8 protein-coding genes and 1 pseudogene are annotated in these 12,267 nt (G+C 46.2%); 5 read left to right on the top strand and 4 right to left on the bottom strand.

Annotated elements, in window-relative coordinates; translation table 11 throughout:
* Nucleotides 1-26: 26 nt before the first annotated feature.
* Nucleotides 27-914 (bottom strand): DMT family transporter, encoded by an 888-nt coding sequence (locus ACIQZ3_RS00045; protein ID WP_397389554.1) that lies wholly within the window; start codon nucleotides 912-914, stop codon nucleotides 27-29.
* A 205-nt stretch (nucleotides 915-1,119) separates the two neighbouring features.
* Between ACIQZ3_RS00045 and ACIQZ3_RS00040 the strand changes: the two genes are divergently transcribed.
* Nucleotides 1,120-1,686 (top strand): phasin family protein, encoded by a 567-nt coding sequence (locus ACIQZ3_RS00040; RefSeq protein WP_397389553.1) that lies wholly within the window; start codon nucleotides 1,120-1,122, stop codon nucleotides 1,684-1,686.
* Between the two features lie 103 nt (nucleotides 1,687-1,789).
* Here ACIQZ3_RS00040 and lpdA read toward each other — a convergent pair whose 3' ends face one another.
* Genes lpdA through aceE form a run of 3 tightly spaced genes read right to left on the bottom strand, consistent with a single transcriptional unit; the run spans nucleotide 1,790 to nucleotide 7,615 of the window.
* Nucleotides 1,790-3,586: a dihydrolipoyl dehydrogenase gene (gene lpdA / locus ACIQZ3_RS00035; RefSeq protein WP_397389552.1), complete on the bottom strand. Its 1,797-nt coding sequence runs from the start codon at nucleotides 3,584-3,586 to the stop codon at nucleotides 1,790-1,792.
* 9 nt (nucleotides 3,587-3,595) lie between these two features.
* A complete protein-coding gene (gene aceF / locus ACIQZ3_RS00030) occupies nucleotides 3,596-4,903 on the bottom strand; it encodes a dihydrolipoyllysine-residue acetyltransferase (RefSeq protein WP_397389551.1) in 1,308 nt (435 codons plus the stop codon).
* A 15-nt stretch (nucleotides 4,904-4,918) separates the two neighbouring features.
* Nucleotides 4,919-7,615, bottom strand: coding sequence for a pyruvate dehydrogenase (acetyl-transferring), homodimeric type (gene aceE / locus ACIQZ3_RS00025; RefSeq protein WP_397389550.1), 2,697 nt, complete (start codon nucleotides 7,613-7,615; stop codon nucleotides 4,919-4,921).
* Nucleotides 7,616-7,818: 203 nt separating this feature from the next.
* On the opposite strand from aceE, the gene ACIQZ3_RS00020 reads away from it, so the two are divergent.
* From ACIQZ3_RS00020 to ACIQZ3_RS00005, 4 genes and pseudogenes are all read left to right on the top strand, one after another.
* Nucleotides 7,819-10,323, top strand: coding sequence for a PAS domain S-box protein (locus tag ACIQZ3_RS00020; RefSeq protein ID WP_397389549.1), 2,505 nt, complete (start codon nucleotides 7,819-7,821; stop codon nucleotides 10,321-10,323).
* Nucleotides 10,324-10,366: 43 nt separating this feature from the next.
* On the top strand, nucleotides 10,367-11,014 hold the full coding sequence (locus ACIQZ3_RS00015) for a response regulator transcription factor (RefSeq protein ID WP_216224466.1): 648 nt from the start codon (nucleotides 10,367-10,369) through the stop codon (nucleotides 11,012-11,014).
* Between the two features lie 7 nt (nucleotides 11,015-11,021).
* A complete protein-coding gene (gene folD, locus ACIQZ3_RS00010; protein ID WP_397389548.1) occupies nucleotides 11,022-11,882 on the top strand; it encodes a bifunctional methylenetetrahydrofolate dehydrogenase/methenyltetrahydrofolate cyclohydrolase FolD in 861 nt (286 codons plus the stop codon).
* 68 nt (nucleotides 11,883-11,950) lie between these two features.
* Nucleotides 11,951-12,267 (top strand): annotated as a pseudogene (locus ACIQZ3_RS00005) (oligopeptidase A); the annotation flags it as partial.

Raw genomic sequence — 12,267 nt, 5'->3', positions numbered from 1 at the left:
TAAAAATACCCGCTTACAGTGCAGTCTTACTCCGCAATCGTTGCAACAGCACTAGTTTGTCCACGATTCACCAAGACTATGCCAGTCATCGTCAGCATTAAGCCCCCTGCCATCATTAAAGTGAACGGCTCATCGAATAGGAGCCACGCCATTACTGCTGTAGTTGGCGGCGTCAAATACAACAGGCTTGTTACCTTGGTTGCTGCCCCTTTACGAATCATCATGAAGAGCAGGCTAATAGATCCAATGGATAAAGGGAAAATTGCCCAGAGCAATGCACCAACAACGGAAGCATTCCAAACCATGAGTCCAGATTCAAAGTAATACATGCAAATAAAGCAGAGGACCGCCGATACACTAAACTGAATTGATGAGCCGGCTCGAAGATCGAAGACTGGACAGAATTTCTTCTGATAAAGGGTTCCAAACGTAATGGAAAGTAAGGCGGCAAAAGCGAGGACATAACTAAGTAATGGGATATGGGTAAAACCAATTTTTTCTGCCACCACCAATGCCACGCCAGCAAAGCCAAAACCTAAACCAATCCACTGTCGTCCAGCAACTCTTTCAGAAACCCAGGCCGCAAACCAAGCAGTCAAAATTGGTTGCAGACCGACGATGATCGCCACTAGACCAGCTGTCATTCCCAAACGAACGGCGAACCATACACCCAGTAGGTATCCAAACTGCAGCAACATTCCAGCAACTGCAATGTGTTTCATTTGAGACCAGCTAGGCCAGCTGATTCTCCAAACCAGGCTAAGGCATGCCATAGCCATCAAAACTCCTACAAAGCGCCAAAATAAGAAGGTGGCTGGCTCAACATAAGGCATGGCTAAACGTGCAATCACAAAGCCTGTACTCCAGATCACTACGAATAGCGGTGCAATTAGGCTGTCTAGCTTCAATTTCATGGATAACTTATTGAAAATGTGGGATTTTTTAATTAACTACCGATTTTAGGCTTTTTTTGTACGTCCCTCATCCCGTTTCTAAGCATCCGCATTACTATGTTGCACTGCACCATTATTGCTGTAAAATAGTGCCAAATTAAAATAACAAGCTACAGATATGGCTCATAGTGAGCAAAGAGATTGAGTCCACAAGAAAGGGATTGAAATGAACTTAACGCCAGAACAGATAGCAGCAGCGCAAAAAGCAAATTTAGAGACTTTGGGTGGGCTGACCAATCAAGCGTTCCAAAGCATTGAGAAATTGGTGGAACTGAATATGCATATTGTCAAGCAAAGCTTGGGCGATAGCATGAGCAGCGCAAAGAAAGCTTTGGAAGTAAAAGGTATACAGCAACTCCTCGCGCATCAAGCGGAAGCTGTACAACCAATGGCAGAAAAAATCATGGCCTACAGTCGCCATCTATATGAATTAGCCCATGAGACACAAGCTAGTTTTACAAAGTCTGCTGAAAAAGAACTTGAAGCGGGTCAAACAAAAATGAATGCCTTGGTAGAAGATTGGACAAAAAATGCCCCAGCAGGATCTGAATCTGCCGCGCATGTCATCAAGCAAGTTATCGCTTCGACCAATAACGTTTTTGAAACAAGCCAAAAAGCAGTAAAGCATGCGGTTGAAGTTGCTCAAACAAACTTAAGCAATGCGACCAGCACAGTTGAAAAGACCGTCAAAACAAGTAACAAGCCTGGGACCAAAACTAGCAAGAAAAAGTAATCCTTACATTGTTGCTACAGCTCTCTTGTTGCAACAGTAGTAATAAAAAAGCCCCGATCTCTCGGGGCCTTTTCTTATCAAACCAATAGTAAAGAGACGTTGTTTAATGCGCTTTCTTTTTGACGGGCGGTAAATCAGTACAGTGGCCAAGAGCAGCCTCAGCAGCCAAGCCAACTGACTCACCTAAGGTTGGATGAGGATGAATAGTTTTACCAATATCTACAGCATCAGCACCCATCTCAATTGCAAGGCACACTTCACCAATTAAATCGCCAGCATGAGTACCTACGATTCCACCGCCAATAATGCGCTTTGTTGTGGCATCAAAAATAAGCTTCGTGAAACCTTCATCACGTCCGTTAGCAATCGCCCTGCCGCTTGCCGCCCAAGGAAATAAGCCCTTCTCATAAGCAATACCTTTGGACTTACATTGCTCCTCAGTCAAGCCAGCCCAAGCCACTTCAGGATCGGTATACGCTACGGATGGAATCTGCTTGGCATCGAAGTAGGATTTCTCACCAGCCGCAACTTCAGCTGCAACGTGACCCTCATGCACTGCTTTGTGGGCCAGCATAGGTTGACCAATGATATCGCCAATTGCAAAGATATTGTTTACATTAGTGCGCATTTGATTATCGACTGGGATAAAACCACGCTCATCCACAATGACGCCTGCAGCTGATGCATCAATCTTTTTGCCATTAGGTGTGCGCCCCACCGCAACCAATACCAGATCGTAAGTCTGCAGTTCTGATGGAGCACTCTCTCCTTCAAAGCTCACTTGAATGCCATCGGCCTTAACTTCAGCCTTGGATGCGCGAGTCTTGAGCATGATCTTTTCAAAACGGCCGGCGTTAAATTTCTCCCAAACCTTTTCTAAATCTCGGTCTGCGCCCGCCATCAGGCCATCCATCATTTCAGCAATATCAATACGTGAACCTAAGGTGCTGTAGACAGTAGCCATCTCCAAACCAATAATGCCACCGCCAATGACTAACATACGCTTTGGAATGCTCTTGAGCAATAAAGCGCCTGTACTGTCAACAATGCGCGGATCCTCTGGCAAGAACGGAAGTTTTACTGGCTGACTTCCAGCGGCAATGATTGCCTTCTGAAAACGCACCACTTCTTTTTGACCAGCTAAATCTTGGCCATCACCCTTGGTCAACTCAACCTCAACGTGATTCGCATCCAAGAAACGACCAAGGCCACGAACAACGGTCACCTTACGTGCCTTGGCCATGCCAGCCAATCCACCCGTTAACTTGGCGATGACAGAATCTTTATAGCCACGCAGTTGATCAATTTCAATTTTTGGAGCGCCATAACTAATGCCATGTTTAGACATTGTCCTCACTTCATCCATCACGGAGGTCGTATGAAGCAATGCTTTTGATGGGATGCAACCCACGTTTAAGCACACACCACCCAAAGTGGAGTAACGCTCTACCAAGATGGTGCTCATACCCAAGTCCGCACTTCGGAATGCAGCGCTATAACCGCCCGGGCCAGCACCTAAGACCAGCACTTCGCACTCGTGATCAACCTTACCGCTATATTGACCAGCGATTGGAGCGCTCATCACAGGAGCAGCCGCTGGTGCGGGTGCAGGAGATGGACTTGCTGCAGGTGTAGCAGCCTGAGGCACAGCTGCCGCTGCAGCTCCAACCTCAACTTCAGCAACCATGCTTCCTTTGCCAACCTTATCGCCAGCCTTGACGGAAATACTCAGAATAGTTCCAGCAACATCAGCAGGAACTTCCATCGTTGCTTTGTCAGATTCCAGAACGAGCAAGGGCTGTTCTTTTTCAATGACGTCGCCTACCTTGATCAGAACCTCAATAACCGGCACTTCTGAATAATCACCAATATCTGGTACGAGAATAAATTGCTTAGCCATATCTTTTCCTTATAGCGCTGCGCGACGGAAGTCGGACATCAGCTGAGCGATATAGACATTGAAACGTGTTGCCAAAGCACCATCAATTACACGATGATCAGCACTCAATGACAATGGGCAAATTAAGCGTGGGACAAATTGCTTACCATCCCAAACAGGTTTCATGGCAGCCTTGCTTACACCCAAGATTGCGACCTCAGGTGCATTTACGATTGGTGAGAAATAGGTACCGCCGATTCCACCCAAAGAGGAAATGGTGAAACTAGCACCTTGCATTTGATCTGGTTTTAATTTTCCATCTCGTGCAAGCGCAGCTAATTCCGAGGTTTCTCGAGCAAGCTCAAAAATACCTTTTTTGTCTGCATCACGAATCACTGGCACCACTAAACCATTTGGCGTATCTGCGGCAAATGCAATATTGAAGTACTTCTTCAATACCAAGTCATCACCATCAATAGAGCTATTGAACTCAGGGAACTTCTTGAGTGCAGCCACAGCAGCTTTCATTAAGAAAGCCAGCATCGTGATTTTTAGGCCCTGCCTTTCATTCTCTTTATTAGTGAGAACTCTAAAAGCCTCAAGATCAGTAATGTCTGCATCTTCGTGATAAGTCACAGCAGGAATCATCACCCAATTGCGACCTAGGTTTGCTGCAGTCAATTTCTTAATACGATTCAGTGGCTGACGCTCTGTTTCTCCAAATTTTGAGAAATCCACTTTAGGCCAAGGAATCAGATTCAATCCACCCAAGCTTCCGCCAGATGTGTTTGATGCACTGCCAGCCCCACCACTCATAGCAGCCTTTACAAAGGCTTGCACGTCTTCCTGAGTAATTCTTCCTTTGAGGCCAGATCCTTTGACCTGATGAACGGCCACGCCAAGTTCACGAGCAAATTTGCGCACGGAAGGACTTGCATGACTTGCTGTTGGATCAACTTCAACTGGAGTATTACCAACTGGAGGCGGTGCAGGTGCACGCACAATTGGTGGCTCCACTTTTGGAGCTGGAGCTGAAGTAGGGTCAGCTTTTGCAACTGCAGGAGCGGCAACTGGTGCTGCGACCGGAGCGACGGAACCACTCTCTTCAAGGACCAAAACAATGGCGCCCTCTGAAATCGAGTCGCCCACCTTAACCTTGACCTCTTTCACCACACCAGAGTGTGATGAGGGAACGTCCATAGTTGCCTTATCTGATTCCAGAACAACAATAGACTGCTCTTTTTCAATGCGATCACCGGCTTTTACCAATACTTCGATGACAGGCACATCTGTGTAATCCCCAATATCCGGGACTTTAATATCAATTAGTTGGCTCATAGTCTCCGTCTCCTATCAAACCGTCATTGGGTTTGGTTTAGTGCTATCGATTTCATATTTCTTAATCGCCTCGGCTAGTTTTTGACGGTCAAGCTGACCAGCATCCACCAATGAACGTAGCGCAGTTAATACAACCCAGCGGCGATCTACTTCAAAGAAATCACGTAATTTTTCACGAGTATCGGAACGACCAAAGCCATCAGTACCCAATACTTCGAAACGACGACCCATATGCTGAATTGCGGGACGAATTTGCTCGGCAAATAAACGAACATAGTCTGTAGCGGCAACAATTGGGCCTGCAGTATCTTTAAGGCACTTCTCTACATGTGATAAAGCGGGTGCAGTTGTTGGATTGAGAAGATTATTACGGTGAACTGCATTCCAATCTCGACCTAACTCTGTAAAACTTGGGCAGCCCCACAGATCAGACGCAACACCCCAATCTTTATGTAGGATTTCAGCGGCCTCAATTACTTCACGGAAAATTGTTCCCGAACCTAAAAGTTGTACACGTAATTTCGCATTAGCATCACCAACGGATTTAAGTTTGTACATACCTTTAATGATGTCTTGCTCTGCACCCTTTGGCATTGCTGGGTGGGCATAGTTTTCATTCATCAAAGTGATGTAGTAATACACATCTTCTTGCTCGGCTAGCATGCGACGCATACCATCCTGAATCACCACAGCAACTTCAAATGAGAATGAAGGGTCATAGCTGATGCAGTTTGGAATAGCAGCACTCCAAACCTGGCTGTGTCCATCTTCATGCTGAAGACCTTCGCCGTTCAGAGTAGTTCTCCCGGCAGTACCACCCAATAAGAAACCACGGCTGCGCATATCACCCGCAGCCCAGCAGAGATCGCCAATGCGTTGGAAACCAAACATGGAGTAGAAGATGTAGAACGGCAACATCGGCACGCCATGAGTTGAGTATGAAGTTGCAGCAGCGATCCAGTCGCACATACCACCCGCTTCATTAATACCTTCTTGCAAAATCTGACCAGTCTTGTCCTCTTTATAGAACATCAGTTGATCATGATCTTCTGGGGTATACAGCTGACCCAATTGATTCCAAATGCCTAGCTGGCGGAACATGCCTTCCATACCAAAGGTACGAGACTCATCCGGAACAATCGGAACTACACGCTTACCTAAAACCTTATCGCGCACGATCGTATTCAGAATGCGAACAAAAGCCATTGTTGTAGAGATCTCACGACCCTCTGAAGTTGCTTCTAACAATGCTGAGAATACGTCTAGCGCAGGAACTGGCAAGCTCTCCGCTTTCATGCGGCGCTGTGGTAAATATCCGCCCAACTCTTGGCGACGGGCTTTCATGTAGTCCAGCTCTGCACTACCCTCAGCAAACTTCACCAAAGGCATTTCATCGAGCTGCTCATCTTGAACTGGAATCTCAAAACGATCACGGAAGCGGCGTACGTCATCCGCATTCATCTTCTTGGCTTGGTGGGCAATATTCATCGCCTCACCAGAACCGCCCATACCGTAACCCTTAATGGTGTGAGCCAAAATAACTGTAGGTTGATTCTTGTGATTTACAGCTGAATGGAAAGCAGCAAATACTTTATGTGGATCATGGCCACCGCGATTGAGTTGCCAAATCTCATCATCACTCCAGTCGCTCACTAGGGACTTTAATTCAGGAGTATTGAAGACGATTTCACGAACGTAAGCACCGTTCTTAGCCTTCATAGTTTGATACTGACCGTCTACGATTTCTCCAAGACGCTGCATCAAGATACCTTTTTTGTCACGCGCAAACAAGGCGTCCCAATGGCCACCCCAAACAACTTTAATTACATTCCAACCGGCACCGCGGAACTCACCTTCGAGTTCCTGAATAATCTTGCCATTTCCGCGCACGGGTCCATCAAGGCGCTGCAAGTTACAGTTGACAACAAAAATGAGGTTATCCAATTTTTCACGGCCAGCCATACCAATAGCACCGAGTGATTCAGGCTCATCAGTCTCACCATCACCGAGGAAGGCCCAAACTTTGCGACCTTCTGCCTTAATAAATCCGCGGTCCTGCATGTAGCGCATAAAACGCGCCTGATAAATAGCCATGATTGGGCCAAGGCCCATAGAGACTGTTGGGAACTGCCAGAAATCTGGCATCAGCCAAGGATGTGGATAGCTAGAGATACCCTTACCGCCAACTTCTTGACGGAAATTATTCAACTGATCTTCTGATAAACGACCAAGCATATAAGCACGTGCGTAAACACCTGGCGATGAATGTCCTTGAACGAAGATGAGATCGCCGCCATGCTCTGGTGATGGCGCATGCCAGAAATGATTGAAGCCAACGTCATATAAAGTAGCTGCAGACTGGAAGGAAGAAATATGTCCGCCAACATTCGTATCTTTATTAGCACGCAGAACCATCGCCATCGCGTTCCAACGCGTGTAGGAGCGAATACGGTGCTCAACATTCTGATCTCCTGGTAGGCGTGCCTGCTGCTCTACTGGAATCGTATTGATGTAAGGAGTTTCAGCATGGAATGGTTGATTAACTCCATTCACACGTGCATGAGAAATTTGCTGGTCAATGAGATACGCAGCGCGCTCAGGGCCCTCATTCCGAATAACGCCGTCTAGCGCCTGTAACCACTCTTGGGTTTCACCTGGATCCGCGTCTTGTTTTCCCGCGCTACCCAAAATTTGATCTGGAACTGCTGCCATAAACTGCCTCCATTAGTCACATCGGTCTTATTTATTCACTCCATAGTCAATATTCTAGGAAGATCTATGGGTGTAAACAAGCAATTTTCCACATAATGATAATATTTATCACTATGTGGTATTTTGTTGCATCGCAATCAGATGCAGCAACACGACTAAATAGCCAAGATAAGGGCATCTATCAGGCAAAATGAGCGAATTATATGAAAAAAATCGCATTTTCAATCTGGCAACTCAAGCCCGTGAAATGGCTCCGGCAAATACGGGGTTTTAAGCTTGTCTACACACCATTAATAGCAATTGTTCTGTTTACCGTAGTAATGGGTGTCATTCTGGGCACCCTGCAGCTCCAGGAAAAGAGTCAACAAGAAGCCGCGCTATTTAGAGAGCTCTCTTTTGCAAAGCAACGCATTCAACTGCGGTTTGCTAACAATACCGACATACTTCAATCGATGGGACGTGACTACGTTGGCGGAGGCGATGCAGCAAAATCAAAAGATAACGTCATGATTCAGGCCGAAAATCTCCTGCAAAGTAATCATGAGATTGCGCAAATTGTCTGGATTAATGAAGCCTATGAGCGTCAGTGGAAAATTCCACTAGATAACTTAAAAACAGATTGGTTCAATAAGACCAATAATTCAAGCATCCTTAATCAAGCACTGAAAAAAACGCTAGAACTTAGTACCGCCACTAATAGACCAGCATTTAGTCAGTTCATTGCACTTGAAGTACCAAGTGATGAGTTAATTTCAAAAGAAATTCGAAATGTTTTTTGGCAAACAGTGCCTCAAATCTCTGGCAATGAAATTAAAGGCATGGTCGCCGTCTTATATACAACCCAGGGTTTGCTCGAAATGATCCCTGGAGAACTCAAAGGCCTATATCGATTCACTCTAATTACGGATGAGGATAAAGTCTTAGCAATTTCATCAGACAAAAATATACCTAAGCGCGCATTTAGCAATCAAACAAGTCTTGATATAGGAGTGCTCAGCCCAAACCTCAGTTTGCGTATTGATACCTATCCGCCACCCACCAATCTAACCTTCAGAATGTTAATTGGCGTGGTGCTGGGTTTAAGTGCATTCGTTGTTTGGAGCTTATGGTCAGTACTCAAACAAATGCAAGTTCGGCAAGAGGCTGAAGCGAATCTTCGTGCGGAAACTAACTTCCGTAGCGCAATGGAAAATTCCACTCCAGTGGGAATTCGTGCGCATGATATGAATAAGATGATCACCTATGTCAATCCCGCCTTTTGCGAGATGACGGGCTGGTCAGCGGGTGAACTGATTGGACTCAGCCCGCCCTTTGCCTTCTGGCCTGAAGATCAAAAGAGTGAACTCACCGAGAAATTTAATCAAGCGCTCAAGCTGGTGCTGAGTCAAGATAAAAAACTTGGGATCGAGGGATCAATCCTCCACCGCAATGGCTCGATCATTCAAACGCGCACCTTTATCTCGCCATTGATTAATGAAAAAGGCAGGCAAACGGGTTGGGTAACTTCATTAATTGATATTTCTGAACCAAAGAAAATTCGCGAAGAATTAGCAGCCTCACAAGAGCGCTTCATTACTGTTTTAGAAGGTCTCGATGCTGCAGTATCAGTAGTCTCTAATGAGACTGGTGAATTACTCTTTGCAAATCGCTTTTATCGAGAGCGATTTGGCAATACCGCTAAAGGCCATTTTGATTTGGCTGGCGGTGATATCAAACAAAATATCTTGCAATCTCTTGCTGAAAGTGCCACACCCTCTTCCCTTTATCAAGAAACAGAGTCAGAAGAAATTCAGTTGCTAGATGAATCACAGGGGACTTCAAAGTGGTATGAAGTTCGCAGACGTTTCGTGCCTTGGGTTGATGGGCAGTTGGCGCAATTGCTGATTGCCACTGATATTACAATTCGTATTGAAGCGGATGATTTAGTGCGCCAACAAGAAGAGCGTATGCAATTTAGTAGCCGCCTAACTACGATGGGTGAAATGGCTTCTTCATTAGCCCACGAATTAAATCAACCCCTTGCAGCCATCTCCAACTATTGCATGGGTGTAGCAAAACGCTTACAAGGCCACCTGGATCCTGTCATGCAGAAAGATATTCTGCCTGCATTAGAAAAAGCCTCAGACCAAGCGCATCGAGCTGGCACCATCATTCAGCGTATCAAAGGCTTTGTAAAACGCAGTGAACCACAACGAAAATCGTGTGATATCAGCGAAATCATTAATGATGCTACTGGCCTCGTAGAGATCGAAGCGCACCGTCATCGACTCAGCATCGCCACTGAAATTGCCGAAAATCTCCCCATGGTTGACGTCGATCCAGTCTTAATTCTGCAAGTGCTGGTTAATCTTCTCAAGAACTCCCTGGATAGCGTAAGAGAGGTTTACCCCCTATCCTCGCGCTGGTCGGCCCCCCCAGTTCGGATTGCGGCAGATCTGGATACCAGCACCTTTCCTGCTATGTTGCGCATCCAGGTGACGGATGCAGGGTCCGGAATTGCTGAATCCGTCATTAAACGCATGTTTGAGCCCTTTTTTAGTACTAAAAACGATGGCATGGGCATGGGTTTGAATATTTGTAGGTCTGTGATTGAGTCCCATCAGGGTCGTCTTTGGGCAAAAAATCACATGGATGCAGAACATACAAAGCTATCGGGCTGCACCTTTACAATACTATTACCCCTGGAAGCCCCGGGCTCCAAGGGGTAATAGTTAATTGATAGATTTTTTAGATTGATCTGCGAGAGCCAATATGAATACCAGTGCTAGCACCAAACCCAATCAAGCTGAAGTGGTTTATGTTGTGGATGACGATGAAGCTGTCCGCGACTCCCTCACCTGGTTGCTAGAAAGTAATGGTTATGTTGTTCGCTGCCATGCAAGCGCAGAACGATTCTTGCAGTCACTGCAAAGCACGGATAAATCGACTATCTCTTGTGCCATCCTAGATGTCCGCATGTCAGGGATGTCTGGTCTTGAATTGCAAGAACGTTTAATTAGTGAAAATCTGCCAATGCCAGTAGCTTTTATCACCGGTCACGGCGATGTATCAATGGCAGTCTCCACCATGAAGCGCGGTGCAGTTGATTTCATTGAAAAGCCTTTTAAAGAAAATGATCTCTGCGGCTTGGTAGATCGCATGCTTGCTAAAGCACGCATTGATTACTCACAAGCAAGCCAGCGCAAGATTACCCAAAGCCTCTTGAGCAAATTGACTGGCCGTGAGCGCCAAGTGCTCGAGCGCATTGTTGCGGGCCGCTTAAATAAGCAGATTGCAGATGATCTTGGTATCTCCATTAAAACTGTAGAGGCGCACCGCGCCAATATTATGGAAAAGCTCAACGTGAATACCGTTGCAGACTTACTCCGCCTGGCACTCTCAGACCCACAACCTAATTAATTCCTCTATGCCTGCACAGTTACTCGACGGTGTCGCCCTCTCTAAAAAATTACGCACTGAGATTGCAGCGCGTGGAGCCATCGTCACCGCCAAAGGTGTTAGACCGGGTTTAGCAGTGATTGTTGTTGGAGAAAATCCCGCTAGCCAGGTTTATGTCAGAAATAAAGTAAAAGCCTGTGAAGATGTAGGTTTTCATTCGGTACTCGAGCGTTACTCTGTAGAGTTAGGCGAAGAAGAATTACTTGCTCGCATCGCAACACTCAATGCCGATCCATCGATTCATGGAATCTTGGTTCAACTCCCCCTTCCTGAACATATTGCAGCCGAACGTGTACTCGAGGCAATTGCCCCGGAAAAAGATGTGGACGGCTTTCATGTAGCCAATGCTGGCGCCTTAATGGTCGGTCAGCCTGAATTCAAGCCATGCACGCCGTATGGTTGCATGAAGATCTTAGAGAGCATTGAATACCCCATTCGTGGCGCGCGCGCAGTGATCGTAGGCGCATCTAATATTGTAGGTAAACCAATGGCAATGCTTTTATTGCAAGCAGGCGCTACAGTCACGATTTGCAATAGCAAGACTCGCGACTTAGCTCACCACACTAAGGATGCAGATATTTTGGTAGTTGCTACTGGCAAACCCAAAATGATTACTGGTGATATGGTGAAAAATGGCGCGGCTGTAATTGACGTTGGTATCAATCGCATGCCGGATGGCAAGCTTTGTGGCGACGTGGATTTTGATGCTGCTCAATATGTCGCCGGCTGGATTACCCCCGTACCGGGAGGTGTTGGGCCAATGACTATCACGATGTTGCTCATGAATACCCTAGAAGCGGCAGAAAAAGCGGCTAAGCCTTCTAACTAAACCCCTCCGGTTTGCCCCTGATCAGCATCTAATTAGCAAAAGTTTGCGTCGTCCATTAAGCTATAGGGATGACTACATCAATACTTTTAAAGCCTTCTGCTGAACTCCAAAAAAATCCACTCATTTCATGTGGGAGAGGGATTTGCACCTACTCAGAGGTAAAACCTAAAGACATTGAGCCAGCAATTGATTTTTTGCTGAAACACGCAGAAAAAGCGGTAGCTCATGCAGTCGATCCGAGCACTCCAGCAAGCTGGAATGAATTGCTTGAACCACTTGAGGATGCAACTGAATTACTCAGCAGATCGTGGGGAGTTATTTCTCACTTAAATAGTGTGGCAGATACCCCAGAACTCAGAGCGGCTTACGGCGAGATGATGCCTAA

This window comes from Polynucleobacter sp. (assembly GCF_044342855.1).
Classification (GTDB): domain Bacteria; phylum Pseudomonadota; class Gammaproteobacteria; order Burkholderiales; family Burkholderiaceae; genus Polynucleobacter.
Note: the sequence above shows the minus strand (reverse complement) of the source record. Positions and strands in the feature narration are given on the sequence as shown.